The organism is Streptomyces hypolithicus, assembly GCF_052934925.1.
In genome coordinates this window covers 1242993-1258090 of the sequence record NZ_CM128811.1, presented here as the reverse complement: position 1 = coordinate 1258090, position 15098 = coordinate 1242993, and the positions used below count along the sequence as shown (strand labels likewise).

Annotated in this window: 14 protein-coding genes; 9 read left to right on the top strand and 5 right to left on the bottom strand. The window is 70.4% G+C overall.

Going from position 1 to position 15098, the window contains the following annotated elements:
• Nucleotides 1-23 precede the first annotated feature (23 nt).
• The gene (locus ACU6WZ_RS05705; protein ID WP_447032033.1) at nucleotides 24-2030 is read right to left on the bottom strand and encodes a tyrosine-type recombinase/integrase; all 2007 of its coding nucleotides are present in this window, start codon (nucleotides 2028-2030) and stop codon (nucleotides 24-26) included.
• Complete coding sequence (locus ACU6WZ_RS05700) at nucleotides 2027-3202, bottom strand: tyrosine-type recombinase/integrase (RefSeq protein ID WP_447032032.1); 1176 nt, start codon at nucleotides 3200-3202, stop codon at nucleotides 2027-2029. The genes ACU6WZ_RS05705 and ACU6WZ_RS05700 overlap by 4 nt, the downstream gene beginning before the upstream one ends.
• 346 nt (nucleotides 3203-3548) lie before the next feature.
• Here ACU6WZ_RS05700 and dxr point away from each other — a divergent pair, with 346 nt between their 5' ends.
• The 6 genes from dxr (at nucleotide 3549) to ACU6WZ_RS05670 (ending at nucleotide 10732) form a co-directional block, all read left to right on the top strand.
• Nucleotides 3549-4808 carry a 1-deoxy-D-xylulose-5-phosphate reductoisomerase gene (gene dxr, locus ACU6WZ_RS05695; RefSeq protein ID WP_447032031.1) on the top strand — a complete coding sequence of 420 codons (1260 nt, stop codon included), beginning with the start codon at nucleotides 3549-3551 and terminating at the stop codon, nucleotides 4806-4808.
• Nucleotides 4805-6103, top strand: coding sequence for a M50 family metallopeptidase (locus tag ACU6WZ_RS05690; protein WP_447032030.1), 1299 nt, complete (start codon nucleotides 4805-4807; stop codon nucleotides 6101-6103). Before dxr ends, ACU6WZ_RS05690 begins: the two co-directional genes overlap by 4 nt.
• Before the next feature lie 140 nt (nucleotides 6104-6243).
• Nucleotides 6244-7398 (top strand): flavodoxin-dependent (E)-4-hydroxy-3-methylbut-2-enyl-diphosphate synthase, encoded by a 1155-nt coding sequence (ispG, locus tag ACU6WZ_RS05685; RefSeq protein ID WP_447032029.1) that lies wholly within the window; start codon nucleotides 6244-6246, stop codon nucleotides 7396-7398.
• A 124-nt stretch (nucleotides 7399-7522) separates the two neighbouring features.
• Nucleotides 7523-8368 (top strand): GNAT family N-acetyltransferase, encoded by an 846-nt coding sequence (locus ACU6WZ_RS05680; protein WP_447032028.1) that lies wholly within the window; start codon nucleotides 7523-7525, stop codon nucleotides 8366-8368.
• A 26-nt stretch (nucleotides 8369-8394) separates the two neighbouring features.
• Nucleotides 8395-8967 (top strand): GNAT family N-acetyltransferase, encoded by a 573-nt coding sequence (locus ACU6WZ_RS05675; RefSeq protein ID WP_447032027.1) that lies wholly within the window; start codon nucleotides 8395-8397, stop codon nucleotides 8965-8967.
• Nucleotides 8968-9037: 70 nt separating this feature from the next.
• A complete protein-coding gene (locus ACU6WZ_RS05670; protein ID WP_447032026.1) occupies nucleotides 9038-10732 on the top strand; it encodes a proline--tRNA ligase in 1695 nt (564 codons plus the stop codon).
• 368 nt (nucleotides 10733-11100) lie between these two features.
• On the opposite strand, the gene ACU6WZ_RS05665 is transcribed toward ACU6WZ_RS05670, so the two are convergent.
• From ACU6WZ_RS05665 to ACU6WZ_RS05655, 3 genes are read right to left on the bottom strand one after another with little or no spacing between them, the layout of a single operon-like run.
• Nucleotides 11101-11997 (bottom strand): aminoglycoside phosphotransferase family protein, encoded by an 897-nt coding sequence (locus ACU6WZ_RS05665; protein WP_447032025.1) that lies wholly within the window; start codon nucleotides 11995-11997, stop codon nucleotides 11101-11103.
• A 41-nt stretch (nucleotides 11998-12038) separates the two neighbouring features.
• Nucleotides 12039-12521 (bottom strand): ferritin-like domain-containing protein, encoded by a 483-nt coding sequence (locus ACU6WZ_RS05660; protein WP_447032024.1) that lies wholly within the window; start codon nucleotides 12519-12521, stop codon nucleotides 12039-12041.
• A complete protein-coding gene (locus ACU6WZ_RS05655; RefSeq protein ID WP_447032023.1) occupies nucleotides 12518-13060 on the bottom strand; it encodes a hypothetical protein in 543 nt (180 codons plus the stop codon). Before ACU6WZ_RS05655 ends, ACU6WZ_RS05660 begins: the two co-directional genes overlap by 4 nt.
• A gap of 154 nt (nucleotides 13061-13214) precedes the next feature.
• Between ACU6WZ_RS05655 and rimP the strand changes: the two genes are divergently transcribed.
• The 3 genes from rimP (at nucleotide 13215) to ACU6WZ_RS05640 (ending at nucleotide 15069) form a co-directional block, all read left to right on the top strand.
• Complete coding sequence (rimP, locus tag ACU6WZ_RS05650; RefSeq protein ID WP_447032022.1) at nucleotides 13215-13712, top strand: ribosome maturation factor RimP; 498 nt, start codon at nucleotides 13215-13217, stop codon at nucleotides 13710-13712.
• A 2-nt stretch (nucleotides 13713-13714) separates the two neighbouring features.
• Nucleotides 13715-14707, top strand: a complete 993-nt coding sequence (gene nusA, locus ACU6WZ_RS05645; protein WP_447032021.1) for a transcription termination factor NusA — start codon at nucleotides 13715-13717, stop codon at nucleotides 14705-14707.
• Nucleotides 14708-14781: 74 nt separating this feature from the next.
• Nucleotides 14782-15069: a YlxR family protein gene (locus ACU6WZ_RS05640; protein ID WP_447032020.1), complete on the top strand. Its 288-nt coding sequence runs from the start codon at nucleotides 14782-14784 to the stop codon at nucleotides 15067-15069.
• Nucleotides 15070-15098: the final 29 nt, after the last annotated feature.

The window sequence follows — 15098 nt, the reverse complement described above, 5'->3', positions numbered from 1 at the left end:
GATCGCATCGGCAACATGCCTGCTCAGGAGGCACGTTCGTAGTAGCGTCGGAGTCCATCAGTCTCTCGTCGTGACCTGGCGACCTGCGGTTTCTCGCCCGTCTGATGCAATTCCCGAGGGTTGTAGTAGCCCTGGGTGGTCTGCAACGACCGGTGGCCCATGAGTTCGCGCAGCACGTCGGGCAGGGTTCCGGCGTCGGCGTGCCGTTGGGCGTAGGAGTGCCGGTAGGAGTAGGGCACGACTTCCAGCCTGGGGAACTCGGTGCCGTCGGCCAGCAACAGCGGCGCCATGGCGTTGACCCAGCGTCGGTGGACGTTGCCGATGTGGCTCATCCGGAACGGCTCGGTGCCCTCGGAGTTCTGCCGGGGCCGGGGGAAGAGGACCAGCTTGGACAGCTCGGTGTCCGGGAAGCGGGCGCGGATGGACTTCTTCTGCCGGACGATGATCTCTGCAGTGGAGTCCGGGATCGGCAGGCGGAGGCCGATGCGGTTGTTCTTGAAGTCGGTGTAGACGAGCACGGATTTGCCGTGCTCGTCGGTCTCCATGCAGTCCCAGGGCAAGCACCCGATCTCGTCGGGACGCCGGCCGGTATCGACGAGGACCTCGATGGCGGCCCGCGCGTCGTCGCTGCCGTCCCGGATCTGGTCGAGGGTGGGCAGCCGCTCGCAGAGCTGGCTGAGGATCTCCTTCGGAAGGGCTCTTCCTGGTCCTTCCTCGATGACGACCGGGGGCATGTCGTGCCTGCGCAGCGCGAAGTCGTCAGGCAGATCGGCGAGGATCTCGCCGGGCCGGGTCAGGCCCAGGTCGCGGATCTCGCGCAGGAACCGGCTGGTGAAGCGGCAGACCGTCGTGCGGCGGAAGGCGCTGATCTCGCCGGTGTGTGCGAGGTGGGCCACGTACTGCGTGAACGTCTCGATGTCGCTTCGGCCGAGCGTGGCCATGTCCGCTCCGTAGTCCTGACGGGAGCGGACCAGGCTCTGGGAGAGGTAGCGCAGGCAGAGGATCATGTCGGAGAGGCCGTTGGGGATGTTTTTGCCGTAGCGGCGGGGGATCTCGTCCAGCACCCACGTCTTGCAGGCTCGCCGCATCCACTCCTGGTGCAACGGCGTGAAGTCCATCCTCCGCCACTGGCCCAGTCCGAAGGCGCCCATGTTCCAGACGTCCTTGATCTGCTCCAGTTCCGGAGTGGAAACGGCTGCCGCGAGTGTGTGGCGCATGCGGTTGGCCATGCCGGCCAGGTGGGTGTTGCGGGGGACCTGGACATCGTCGAACTGCTCGACGCGTTGCTCGCGCAGATGCCGGACGACGCCTCGCAGCAGGACGGGCGGGCTCTTGACCTCGGTGTCCGTGCGGGCCTGAAGGACGTAGAGGATCTCGGCGGTCACCAGGGCCGGCAGACCCCGCAGGCTCAGCGCCGTGGACTCCGCCGTCCCGGGCTCGGTGCGGCACCACGTCTCGAAATCAGCGTCGGGTACTTGTGCCTCCTGCCACCTCGTCCAGTGCGGAGGGCAGAACAGGTGCGAGCTGTTCGCCTGGTGCCGATGGCAGGCATCGACCGAGCACAGGCCGAAGCCCGGCAGCGGGCGAACGCGCGAGTCGGCGAAGAACGCCGCCAGTGGCGGGCGCCCCAGTCTCGTGAACAACTCGCGGTGCCGCATGCACATCTGGGTGCGGGACGACGTCCAGGGGCGCCGGCACTTGGGGACCGCGCACCCGCCCGAGATGTTGCTGATCTGTTTTGGCTCGGTGGCCAGGAAGTCCTCCGGTGTTTTGCCGCTTCGCTTCCAGCTGCCGCGGCAGGCCGAGCACAGCCCCAGGTCCGTTTTGCGGGCCGCTGCCCAGCAGCCGGAACGGGCGCAGATATGCATGCCAAGGAAAGGGTGGTCCGGTGAGGGGCGAAGGATCTTGAACTTCTCGTCCCAGTTCAGAACGTCCAGTGTCTCCGGTCGGATCAGAGCACGCAGCCGTTTCGTGCGGGCAGGCAGCAGATCCGATGCGGGAGCGGGCACCAGTCGCAGGGCCGTGGTCATCCGTTCCTCCTGGGAGCGAGAGCGCCGACCCGTTCGACGGCGGACCGCAGCCGTCGCGGATCGGGATGCAGGTAGACCTGCGAGCTGGACGCGCTGGCGTGCCCGAGCAGGTCGGCGATCTCGTCCAGGACGGCGCCGGCGTCGGCCGCGTTGCTGGCGAATCCGTGGCGCAGAGCGTGGGGATGGACGCCGTCGGTCAGGCCGGCCCGGCGGGAGAGCCGGTCGAAGAGGTCGTTCAGGGCTCCGGGAGGCATGGGCGCCCCCAGTGGGGGCCGGAACAGGTTCACCAGCACGAAGTCGCTGTCGCGGGCCTCGCGGCAGGCGTCGCGCTCGACGACGTACTGGTCGTAAGCCTGGACCAGCAGGAAGTCGACCGGGACGGCGCGCGAACGCTTCGACTTCGCCCAGGCGCCGTTGTCGTTGTCCCGGCGCACCACGTGCAGGTGGGAGCCGGGAATCCGGCAGCCCAGCGCGCTGGCGTCCAGGACGAAGTGGATGTCCTCGCGCCGCATACCCACGGCCTCGCTGCGACGCAGCCCGGCCCTGGCCAGCAGAAGGACGATGAACCGGTCCCGGGCCGAGCGGCAGACCCGCAGCAGGGCAAGGACCTCCTCGTCACTGGCGCGGCCGACCGGCTCGTGCGGCTCGGCGGCCCGGTGCCGGGCCTTGGCGTAGTAGCGGAGGTGGCTTCCCTCGCCGCGGGCCTGGACCGGCAAGTCCCGGTCGTCAGCGACCTCGTAGAGCTGGGACAGCACGAATGTCGGCACCGTGCCGAGCGTCGTGCCGTGAGCGAGGAACTCGCGGACGCCGGCCAGCACGGTGTTGATCCGGCGCGGCCCGCGAACGGGTTCACTGCCCGGCCCGGCCACCACCGGACTGCCGTCACCGGTCGAGTGCCGCAGCCAGAACATGAAGCTTCCCAGCCTGCCCGCCGCCGTCGTCCAATCCCGGCCGGTGCAGCGACACCACGTCAGATAGAGCACGACCGCCCCGGCATATGTACGCGTAGTCGACTCCGCCTGATCACGGCCGAAGCGCACATGCCGCAAGAACTCGTCCGCTTCCGGTATGGGCGTCAACCGCTCCTCGTCCAACACGGTCCAGTACCGCTGCCCCGACGGCATGTGTACCGGGAAGGGCCGCAGCCCTCTGGAGATCACCTGATGAGTCACGAGCCTTCAACGACAACCACGACATGTGCGACACGGCAACGCGAACCGTCGGACACAACACCCCAACTGGGGGGTGACACGACAGTGCACGACGCCTCTACAAACCAGAGAGAACGCCGCGCAGCGTTTCGCGCTCACCGGCGGTCAGGGGCGGGCCCATGCGTTCCGTGGTCATCGCGTCATTGTCGTCTCGACGTGAAGGCAAGCTCAAGCCCCACGCGTACCCGCGGTCGCGTACGACGGGGGAGTGCCGGAAGAGGTCATGGACGCCCCGGGGGAGAAGTGCCGGGCGGCGGTCGGGGGCTCGTTGTCCGCGCGGTGACGCATTGCGGCAACAATGGGGGGCATGAGCGACAGCCCATCCCCCCTAGCCGACCCGCACATCGTCTTCGCCCCCGACCAGGGCGCAGGCCGCCGGGACATCGTCGTCCTCGGCTCCACCGGGTCCATCGGCACCCAGGCCATCGACCTGGTGCTCCGTAACCCCGACCGCTTCCGCGTCACCGCGCTCTCCGCGGCCGGCGGCCGGGTCGCTCTGCTGGCGGAGCAGGCGAGGCAGCTGCGGGTCGCCGCCGTCGCCGTCGCCCGTGAGGACGCCGTGCCCGCCCTGCGCGACGCGCTGAGCGCGCAGTACGGGCCCGGAGAGCCGCTGCCCGAAATCCTGGCGGGACCCGACGCCGCCACCCACCTCGCCGCGTCCGCCTGCCACACCGTGCTCAACGGCATCACCGGCTCCATCGGTCTCGCGCCGACCCTCGCCGCGCTCGAAGCGGGCCGAACCCTGGCGCTCGCCAACAAGGAGTCGCTGATCGTCGGTGGTCCGCTGGTGAAGGCGCTCGCCAAGCCCGGCCAGATCATCCCGGTCGACTCCGAGCACGCCGCCCTCTTCCAGGCGCTGGCCGGCGGCACCCGGGCAGACGTCCGCAAGCTCGTGGTCACCGCGTCCGGAGGGCCCTTCCGCGGGCGTACGAAGGCCGAGCTGGCGGCGGTGACCCGCGAGGACGCCCTCGCGCACCCCACCTGGGCGATGGGCCCGGTGATCACCGTCAACTCGGCGACGCTCGTCAACAAGGGACTCGAAGTCATCGAGGCGCACCTCCTCTACGACATCCCCTTCGACCGCATCGAGGTCGTCGTCCACCCCCAGTCCTACGTTCACTCCATGGTGGAATTCACCGACGGTTCCACCCTCGCCCAGGCGACGCCGCCCGACATGCGCGGCCCGATCGCCATCGGCATCGGCTGGCCCGAGCGCGTCCCGGACGCCGCCCCCGCCTTCGACTGGTCGAAGGCGTCCACCTGGGAGTTCCACCCGCTCGACAACGACGCCTTCCCCTCCGTCGCACTCGCCCGCCACGTCGGTACGCTCGCGGGCACGGCCCCGGCGGTGTTCAATGCCGCGAACGAGGAGTGCGTCGACGCGTTCCTCGCCGAGCGGCTGCCGTTCACCGCGATTGTGGATACGGTCGCCGAAGTCGTGGCCGAGCACGGCACCTCCCACCGGGGAACCTCGCTCACCGTCGCGGACGTCCTGGAAGCCGAGACCTGGGCACGAGCCCGGGCCCGTGAAATCGCAGCACAGGCAACAGCGGAGGCTCGCGCATGACGACAATCCTGTTGACGGTCCTCGGGATAGTCATCTTCTTCGCCGGGCTGCTCTTCTCCATCGCCTGGCACGAACTCGGTCACCTCTCGACCGCGAAGCTCTTCGGCGTCCGCGTGCCCCAGTACATGGTCGGCTTCGGCCCGACGCTCTGGTCCCGGCACAAGGGCGACACGGAGTACGGCGTCAAGGCGATCCCGCTCGGCGGCTACATCCGCATGATCGGCATGTTCCCGCCGGGACCGGACGGGAAGATCGAGGCCAGGTCGACGTCCCCGTGGCGCGGCATGATCGAGGACGCCCGTTCGGCGGCGTACGAGGAACTCCAGGACGGCGACGAGACCCGCCTCTTCTACACGCGCAAGCCGTGGAAGCGCGTGATCGTGATGTTCGCCGGGCCGTTCATGAACCTCATCCTGGCCGTCGCGCTGTTCCTCGGCGTGATGATGACCATCGGCCTGAACCAGCAGACCACCACCGTCAACGAGGTCGTGCCCTGCGTCGTCGCCCAGAGCGAGCAGCGAGAATGCCGGGCCAGTGACCCCGAGTCGCCCGCCAAGGCGGCCGGCCTGCAGAAGGGCGACAAGATCGTCGCCTTCAACGGCACCCCCGTCGAGGACTGGCCGACGCTCTCGGAGCGCATCCGAGACACCATCGGCCCGGCGACGGTCACCGTCGAGCGCGCCGGTCAGGAAAAGGTCCTCGAAGCCGACCTGATCGCCAACAAGGTCGCCAAGCGCGACTCCGACGGACAGCCCCAGGAGGGCACCGTCGAGGCCGGCTACCTCGGCTTCGGCCCCGGCACGGCCGTCGTCCCGCTCTCCTTCACCGATTCGGTGGACCGGATGGGCGTCATGATCGAGTCCGGTGTCCAGTCGCTCATCGACCTGCCCTCCAAGGTCCCCGACCTGTGGAACGCCGCTTTCAACGGCGAGGAGCGCAAGGCCGACTCCCCGATGGGCGTGGTCGGCGCGGCCCGCGTCGGCGGCGAGATCCTCGGACTCGGGCTGCCGATGGAGAACACCGCCGGGATGATGCTCTTCCTCATCGCGGGCTTCAACCTCTCTCTCTTCCTGTTCAACATGCTGCCGCTGCTCCCCCTGGACGGCGGGCACATCGCGGGAGCCCTGTGGGAGTCCCTGCGGCGAGGCGCGGCGAAGGTCTTCCGCCGTCCCGACCCGGGCCCCTTCGACGTGGCCAAGCTGATGCCCGTGGCGTACGTCGTCGCAGGGATCTTCATCTGTTTCACCGCACTGGTCCTCGTCGCCGACGTGGTCAATCCGGTCCGCATCTCATAGCACCGGCGGAGCGCCGGCGCGTCCGCCATTGGGGGGACTCGCCGGTGCGATGCGCTCCGGGCTTCCGGGGTGACGTAACCTCGAAGCCTGGAGCCCGCCGATCTCGGGACCTTGATCCACACCTTGGGGTTGCACAGCAGATGACTGCAATTTCTCTCGGAATGCCATCCGTTCCGACGAAGCTCGCCGACCGGAGGGTCACCCGCAAGATCCAGGTCGGATCCGTGGCGGTCGGCGGGGACGCACCCGTCTCGGTGCAGTCGATGACGACCACCCGGACATCCGACATCGGCGCGACGCTCCAGCAGATCGCGGAGCTGACCGCATCGGGCTGCCAGATCGTACGAGTGGCCTGTCCCACCCAGGACGACGCCGACGCGCTCGCCACCATCGCGAGCAAGTCGCAGATCCCGGTCATCGCCGACATCCACTTCCAGCCGAAGTACGTCTTCGCCGCGATCGACGCGGGCTGCGCTGCCGTCCGGGTCAACCCGGGCAACATCAAGCAGTTCGACGACAAGGTGAAGGAGATCGCCAAGGCGGCCTCCTCCACCGGCACCCCGATCCGCATCGGCGTGAACGCCGGATCGCTCGACGCCCGGTTGCTGCAGAAGTACGGCAAGGCCACCCCCGAGGCGCTCGTCGAGTCCGCCCTGTGGGAGGCCTCCCTCTTCGAGGAGCACGGCTTCGGTGACATCAAGATCTCGGTCAAGCACAACGACCCGGTCGTGATGGTCAACGCCTACCGCCAGCTCGCCGCCCAGAGCGACTACCCGCTGCACCTCGGGGTGACCGAGGCCGGGCCCGCCTTCCAGGGCACCATCAAGTCCGCCGTCGCCTTCGGCGCGCTGCTCAGCGAGGGCATCGGCGACACCATCCGGGTGTCCCTGTCGGCGCCGCCCGTCGAAGAGGTCAAGGTCGGCCTCCAGATCCTGGAGTCGCTCAACCTCAAGCAGCGCCGCCTGGAGATCGTGTCCTGCCCGTCCTGCGGCCGCGCCCAGGTCGACGTCTACAAGCTCGCCGACCAGGTCGCCGCCGGGCTCGACGGCATGGAGGTGCCGCTGCGCGTCGCCGTCATGGGCTGCGTCGTCAACGGCCCCGGCGAGGCCCGCGAGGCGGACCTCGGTGTCGCCTCCGGCAACGGCAAGGGCCAGATCTTCGTCAAGGGCGAGGTCATCAAGACCGTCCCCGAGTCGAAGATCGTGGAGACCCTCATCGAAGAGGCGCTGAAGATCGCCGAGCAGATGGAGAAGGACGGAGTGCTCTCGGGAGAGCCCGAGGTCGCCGTCGGCTGACCGTCCGACGACGCGCTCGCAGAGCCCCGGCCCCGTTGGCCGGGGCTCTACTGCGCACGCGGCGCCCCGCAGGAGCGCCAGGTACAGTGCGGAGATCAGAAGACCGTACGGTGAGGCCCCTCACGTGTTGACTCAGACCACCACCCGGGTCCTCGACCCCGGCGAACTCGGCGCCGCGCTCGCCATTCTGGAGAGCGAGCCCGTCGCCAACGCGTTCGTGACCTCCCGCGTCCAGGCCGCCGGCCTCGACCCCTGGCGCCTCGGCGGCGAGATGTGGGGCTGGTACGCCGACGGGCGACTCCGCTCCCTGTGTTACTCCGGCGCGAACCTCGTCCCGATCTGCGCCACCCCCGAGGCCGTCCGCGCCTTCGCCGACCGCGCACGCCGGGCCGGCCGCCGCTGCTCCTCGATCGTCGGCCCCGCCGAGCCCACCACCCAGCTGTGGCGGCTGCTCGAACCCAACTGGGGCCCGGCCCGCGAGGTCCGCTCCCACCAGCCGCTCATGGTCACCGACCGGCCGGCCCGCGACATCCGGCCCGACGCCGGCGTGCGGCGCATCGGCAAGGCCGAGCTCGACGCGATCATGCCGGCCTGCGTGGCGATGTTCACCGAGGAGGTCGGCGTCTCGCCGCTCGCCGGCGACGGCGGTCTCCTCTACCAGGCGCGTGTTGCCGAACTCGTCGCCGCCGGGCGCTCCTTCGCCCGTATCGAAGACGGCAAGGTCGTCTTCAAGGCCGAGATCGGCGCCGCGACCCCGCAGGCCTGCCAGATCCAGGGCGTCTGGGTCGCGCCCGAATTCCGCGGCCGCGGACTGTCCGAGACCGGCATGGCGGCCGTGCTGCGGCTCGCGCTGGCCGACGTCGCACCGGTGGTCAGCCTGTACGTCAACGACTTCAACACCGCCGCCCGCGCGTCCTACCGGCGGGTCGGCTTCCGCGAGGTCGGGGCCTTTATGAGCGTGTTGTTCTGAGGTTGCCGCCCAGTAGGGTGCCTCCCATGGCACCACTCTCCGGGCCCGGACCCCAGACCCCCGCCGTCGTGATCGCGCCGGTCGATCTCACCGCGCGAGTGGACGAGGCGCTCGCGGTGCAGGCCGCCGCCTTCGGGCTGAGCGACGAGGAGATCGGCGTACGCCGTCACATCGTGCTGCGGCACCTCCAGAGCCCCGGCGCGCTGGCGCTCGGCGCCACCACACCCGACGGGCGGCTCGTCGGCTTCGTCTACGGGATGCCCAACGACCGTCACCACTGGTGGTCCACCGTCGTCGAGCCGTACCTGCGGCGCACCGGTACCGACGGCTGGCTCGACGACTCCTTCGTCATCACCGAACTCCACGTCGACCCCGCCCACCAGGCACGCGGCATCGGCCGCGAGCTGATCACCACCCTCACGGACATCTCCGGGCAGCCCCGTTCGATCCTCTCCGCGATCGACATCGAGAGCCCGGCCCGAGCCCTCTACCGCGCGCTGGGCTACACCGACCTGGCCCGCCAGGTCCTCTTCCCGAGTGCGCCGAGGCCGTACGCCGTGATGGGTGCGCCGCTCCCACTGCGGCGTCACGGCGGGTAACGGATTTCCCGGGGCCTGCGCCACCCGGCTAACCTCCTAGCCATCACACTTTTCTTCGCAGGAGTTCACCATGGCCCAGGTCCAGCGCATGTCCCGTCTGATGGTCAAGACACTGCGTGACGACCCGGCGGACGCCGAGACGCTCAGCCACAAGCTGCTGGTGCGCGCCGGGTACGTCCGCCGGAACGCGGCGGGGATCTGGACCTGGCTCCCGCTGGGCAAGAAGGTCCTCGACAACATCTCGCGCGTCGTGCGCGAGGAGATGGACGACATCGGCGCCCAGGAGGTGCTGCTGCCGGCGCTGCTGCCCAAGGAGGCGTACGAGGCGAGCGGTCGCTGGCAGGAGTACGGCGACCTGCTGTTCCGCCTCCAGGACCGCAAGGGCGGCGACTACCTGCTCGGGCCGACGCACGAAGAGATCTTCACCCAGACGGTCAAGGACCAGTGCACGTCCTACAAGGACCTGCCGGTGATGCTCTACCAGATCCAGATCAAGTACCGCGACGAGGCGCGTCCGCGCTCCGGCGTGCTGCGCGGCCGCGAGTTCCACATGAAGGACTCGTACTCCTTCGACACGACGGACGAAGGCCTCGCCGAGTCGTACGCGCTGCACCGCGCCGCGTACCAGAAGATCTTCGCGCGCCTCGGTCTCGACTACCGGATCGTCTCCGCCGTCTCCGGCGCGATGGGTGGCTCGGCGTCCGAGGAGTTCCTGGCCCCGGCCGCGGCCGGCGAGGACACCTTCGTGGACTGCCCGTCCTGCGACTACGCGGCCAACACGGAGGCCGTGACGTTCGCCGCCGCCGTGAACAGCAGCGGGGGGCACGGCCCGGTCGAGGAACTGGACACCCCCGACACCCCGACGATCGAGACGCTGGCCGCGATGCTGGACGTGCAGGCGTCCGAGACCCTGAAGAACCTGCTGGTCAAGGTGGACGGCGAGATCGTCGCCGTCGGTGTCCCCGGTGACCGCGAGGTCGACCTCGGCAAGCTCGGCGAGCACCTGGCGCCGGCCGTGGTCGAGCTGGTCACGGCCGAGGACTTCGTGGGCCGCCCCGATCTCGTACGCGGCTACGTCGGTCCGCAGGGCCTGGAGAAGGTCCGCTACATCGCAGACCCGCGCGTCGCCGCGGGCACCGCGTGGATCACCGGCGCCAACAAGCACAACACGCACGCGAAGAACGTCGTCGTCGGCCGCGACTTCGAGGTCGACGACTACCTGGACGTCGTCGTTGTCGAGGAGGGCGACCCCTGCCCCAACTGCGGCGCCGGCCTCAAGCTCGACCGCGCGATCGAGATCGGGCACATCTTCCAGCTCGGCCGCAAGTACGCCGACACCTTCCAGCTCGACGTGCTCGGCCAGCAGGGCAAGCCGGTCCGCGTGACGATGGGCTCGTACGGCATCGGCGTCTCCCGCGCCGTCGCGGCCATCGCCGAGCAGAGCGCCGACGACAAGGGACTGTGCTGGCCCGCCGAGATCGCGCCGGCCGACGTGCACGTCGTCGCCGCAGGCAAGGCACTCCAGACCGAACTGGCCGTGGAGGTCTCGGACAAGCTGGCCGCGGCGGGTCTGCGGGTGCTGGTCGACGAGCGCCCCGGCGTCTCGCCGGGCGTGAAGTTCACCGACGCCGAGCTCATCGGCGTACCGAAGATCCTGGTGGCGGGCCGCCGCAGCGCCGAAGGCGTGGTGGAGCTGAAGGACCGCCGCACGGGCGAGCGCGAGGAGCTGACGGTCGACGAGGCGATCGCCCGCCTCACCGCCTGACGGCCCGGAGCGGGGTGCGGGCCGGGGTTCCGCCGCGCGGGGGTAGGCCCCGGAACCCGGACGCCCGTAGGGCGTTGTCCTCAATCGCCGGACGGGCTGAAAATGCCGACCGCGCGGCGGAACCCGGCCCCGGACCTAGGGGGTGTCTGACAATTCCCCGCGGCGTCGCGACGCCCGGGGAATTGTCAGACACCCCCTAACTTGAGATTTGACCTCCGGATTCGAACAGCTCCGACCAGCCCTTCCTGCCGCACGAGCAGGCTCCGCAGCACAGTCGGAAATCTAAGCAAGTCGGGACAAACGGTGCGCATGCTGGTTCCGTGAAGCCGACTTGCGGTCGTGTTCGAGCGGCGAGGTTAAATCTCAAGCTAAAGCCAGGCCGCGAACTCCAGCAGCAGCTCCGCGTCCTGGTGGCGGCCGGCCGCGCTCGCCCGTACGCCCGACTCCACCGCACGGAACAGCGTCCAGCCGTGCAGCCGGGCCCGGTCCACGTCCAGGGAGTCGGCCAGCCTGTTCACCCGGCGGCGGGTGGCGGACGCGCCGCCGGCCGCCGCGACCAGGTCCTCGACCCGGTCGCGGACCAGTCGCGCCAGGTCGTACGCCCGCTCACCCACCAGCGGCTCCGGGCCGACGGCGAGCCACGGCGCCCGGTCACCGGCCAGCACCTTGCCCTGCCGGAAGTTGCCGTGCAGCAGAAGGAGTTCACCGGCGGAAGCGGTGAGTTCCTCGCGCGCCGCGAGGGCCGCGTCGACAAGCGGGGTCAGCGCGGACGAGGCGGTGGAACGCATCGGCCCCGCCTGGCGGGCGGTGCGCTCGGCCACCGTCTCGAAGGGATGGTCTGCGGCCGGCTCGGTCCACAACCGCCGCATGATTCCCGCAGCTTCCAACAGCGCCTTGGCCTCCGGCAGCGAACGCAGCGAGACCTCGTGGTGCAGCCGCTCCAGCAACAGCGCGCCGTCGTCGCCCTCCTGGTCGAGCAACTGGACCGCGCCCCAGCCGTTCCAGTGCGCGAGCGCCGCCCGCTCCAGGTCGGGCCGGGCCGCCGCGGGGGCGATCTTGAGGGCGGCCGGCGAACCGTCCCGCTCCCGGGCGAGGACGACCAGGCTGCTGCGCCCGCCGGGGTTCTGCACCCGCTCGACGTCCAACTTCCGCCGCGCCACCGCGTCTTGGGCGAGCTCCGGCAGGCGGCCCAGCCACTGGGCGGCGGCGTCCCCGTACGCCTCGCCGAGCGCTCGCACGAGACGCTGCGGCGGTTGAAAAGTCATGCGTGTGGTGTCCCCTTCAACGGCGAATCAATGCGTGGCGCTCACTGCTTGCGGCCGGCGGCGGCCGCCGTGCCCAGCTCGGCGAGCCCAGGAAAGGCTACGCCGCGCCCCCGCCAGCGCACGGCCCGCACTGCCGCCTCCCGCAGCGCGGCCGCCGCGTCGCGGCGCAGCGTGCCCTCGGCGGCGCGTACGACGTCGGAGTAGACCCCGGCCACCTTGTCCTCCAGCTCCGCCGCCAGCCGTACGGCGGCGGCCGCGTCCGGCACCGGGAACGGCAGGGCGTACGCGGCTGCCGCGGCCACCGGGGTGGCGCCCAGGTCGCGGACGGTCCGGGCGAGCGCGTCGCGCCGGGCGCGGTGGGCGTCGTACGCCTCCCGCGCCTGGTCCCTGCGGTCGTCGGTGACCCGGCCGCCGACCACCCCGTACCCGTACACGGCGGCGTGCTCGGCTGCCAGCGCCGCCTGCACCGCTTCCACGGCGCCCACGGCGCCCACGGCGCGAAGTGTCCGGTGCGGCCTGCTCACTCGCCGCTCCCTTCGGTCAGCAGGTACGCGTGGGCGGCCGCGGCCGCCGCGACGGAGGCCAGCAGCCGGGCCAGCTCGCCCGGGGCGTCCATCAGGGCGGCGGTGTGCGCGTCCGCCTCCCGGCGCTCCTCGGCGGCCAGGTCCCGGAGCGCGGCGCCCCGTACCGCGGCGACGGCGGGCGGCTGCGGGGCGGGGCCGTCCGGGGCCTTCGCGCCACCGGCCCGCCCGGAGTCCGCGGCCCGGCCCGGCGGGCGCAGCGCGTCGGCGTGCCGGGCCACCGCTTCGCGCATCGGCTGCAGCAGCTCCGCGGTGGAGGGGTGTGCGGCGGCCACGGCGTCGTAGTGCGCGAGCAGTGCCCGCCTGGCCTGGGCGGAGGCCTTCCGCAGCCGGGTCTCGGCCCGTACGCTCACGGCCTTCGCGGCGGCGCCCTCCGCTCCGCGTGTGGGCGGGGCGCCGGCGCACCCGCCGGTCAGCGCCGCGACGGCGGCGGCCCCGGTCACTCCGAGCACACGCCGTCGTGTGGTTTCCGTGCGCCCCACGTGTGTCTCCCTCGGGCCTCGGCGGTGATCACCGCAGGCGAGCGTACCCGCGGCTGTCCGGCAGGCGGACGGCAACACCCCTCGGGACCGGATACCCTTTGATCTGACACGCGACGAACCACACAACAGCACAGGCGGCCGAGGAGTTACCCGGATGAGCACCACCCAGAGCGACAGGCTGCGCGCACTCCTGGAACCACTGGTCAGCGCGGAGGGCCTCGATCTGGAAGACATCGAGGTGTCCCGGGCAGGCAGACGCCGCATGCTGAGGATCGTTGTCGACTCCGACGAGGGCGTGGAGCTGGACACCTGCGCCGAGCTGAGCCGCACCGTCTCCGAGAAGCTCGACGAGACGGACGCGATGGGCGAGGGCGAGTACGTCCTCGAAGTCAGTTCGCCGGGCGCCGACCGCCCGCTGTCGGAGCACCGCCACTACGTGCGCAACACCGGCCGGCTCGCCAGGCTGCAGCTGCACGACGGCACCGAGCTGGTCGCACGCATCCTGACCGTGGACGACGAGGGGCTCGACCTTGAAGTGCCGGGCGTCAAGGGCCGCAAGCCCAGCGCCCGCCGGGTCGCCTTCTCCGACATCGCCAAGGCGCGCGTGGAGATCGAATTCAGCCGCAAGGACAAGAAGGAAGAGGAGGCGTAGCCATGGACATCGACGTAAAGCTCCTGAAGGGCTTGGCGAAAGAAAAGGAGATCTCCTTCGACCTGATGGTCGAGGCGATCGAATCGGCCCTCCTCATCGCGTACCACCGGACCGAGGGCAGCCACCGCCGGGCGCGCGTGCAACTCGACCGTGAGAGCGGTCATGTGACGGTCTGGGCGAAGGAAGACCCGGCCGATCTCGAAGAGGGCCAGGAGCCCAAGGACTTCGACGACACGCCGTCCGACTTCGGCCGGATCGCGGCGAGCACCGCCAAGCAGGTCATCCTCCAGCGCCTGCGCGACGCCGAGGACGACCGGACCTTCGGCGAGTACGCGGGCCACGAGGGCGATGTCGTCACCGGCGTGGTGCAGCAGGGCAGGGACCCCAAGAACGTCCTGGTCGACCTCGGCAAGCTGGAAGCCATCCTGCCGGTGCAGGAGCAGGTGCCCGGCGAGGAGTACACGCACGGCCTGCGTCTGCGGACGTACGTCGTACGGGTGGCCAAGGGCATGCGCGGCCCCTCCGTGACGCTCTCGCGCACCCACCCCAACCTGGTGAAGAAGCTGTTCGCGCTGGAGGTCCCCGAGATCGCCGACGGGTCGGTCGTCATCGAGGCCATCGCACGCGAGGCCGGTCACCGCTCCAAGATCGCCGTACGGTCGAACCGCTCGGGCCTCAATCCCAAGGGTGCCTGCATCGGTCCGATGGGCGGACGCGTGCGCAATGTCATGGCCGAACTGCACGGCGAGAAGATCGACATCGTGGACTGGTCGGACGACCCGGCCGAGATGGTCGCCAACGCCCTGTCGCCGGCCCGTGTCAGCAAGGTCGAGGTCGTGGACCTCGCCGCCCGCTCCGCCCGGGTCACCGTGCCCGACTACCAGCTGTCGCTGGCCATCGGCAAGGAGGGCCAGAACGCCCGCCTCGCGGCGCGGCTGACCGGTTGGCGCATCGACATCCGGTCCGACACCGAGCAGCCGTCGGACCAGGACTGAGCACGTTTTACGACAACGACCGTTCGATTTCTACCCCCATGGGGTGAGGTCGCTGCGGGGAGGTAGACTAAATAGTGTCTGGCCGGACGCATGCCCGCGTATGCCCTGAGCGAACCTGTGTGGGATGCCGGGAGCGAGTGGCCAAGAAGGAACTGCTGCGCATCGTGGAGATCGAGGGTGAATGTGTCCCCGATCCTCGCGGTACGCTGCCCGGCCGGGGTGCGTACGTCCACCCCGCCTCTGTCTGCCTCGACCTGGCGGTCCGCCGCCGGGCGTTTCCCCGGGCCTTCCGGGGCAAGGGGCCGCTCGACACATCGGCGCTGAGCCAGTTCGTCGAGCAGGCGGCGCAGGCAACACCGTAAGAAGAGAACGGCACGGATAACCGTGCGGT

Bases quoted from the DNA above. Each gene is read 5' to 3' on its own strand.
- ACU6WZ_RS05670 (WP_447032026.1), top strand. From the start codon at position 9,038: ATGGCCCAGGTCCAGCGCATGTCCCGTCTGATGGTCAAGACACTGCGT.
- nusA (WP_447032021.1), top strand. From the start codon at position 13,715: ATGGACATCGACGTAAAGCTCCTGAAGGGCTTGGCGAAAGAAAAGGAG.
- ACU6WZ_RS05665 (WP_447032025.1), bottom strand. From the start codon at position 11,997: ATGACTTTTCAACCGCCGCAGCGTCTCGTGCGAGCGCTCGGCGAGGCG.
- ACU6WZ_RS05705 (WP_447032033.1), bottom strand. From the start codon at position 2,030: ATGACCACGGCCCTGCGACTGGTGCCCGCTCCCGCATCGGATCTGCTG.
- dxr (WP_447032031.1), top strand. From the start codon at position 3,549: ATGAGCGACAGCCCATCCCCCCTAGCCGACCCGCACATCGTCTTCGCC.
- rimP (WP_447032022.1), top strand. From the start codon at position 13,215: ATGAGCACCACCCAGAGCGACAGGCTGCGCGCACTCCTGGAACCACTG.
- ACU6WZ_RS05690 (WP_447032030.1), top strand. From the start codon at position 4,805: ATGACGACAATCCTGTTGACGGTCCTCGGGATAGTCATCTTCTTCGCC.
- ACU6WZ_RS05675 (WP_447032027.1), top strand. From the start codon at position 8,395: ATGGCACCACTCTCCGGGCCCGGACCCCAGACCCCCGCCGTCGTGATC.
- ispG (WP_447032029.1), top strand. From the start codon at position 6,244: ATGACTGCAATTTCTCTCGGAATGCCATCCGTTCCGACGAAGCTCGCC.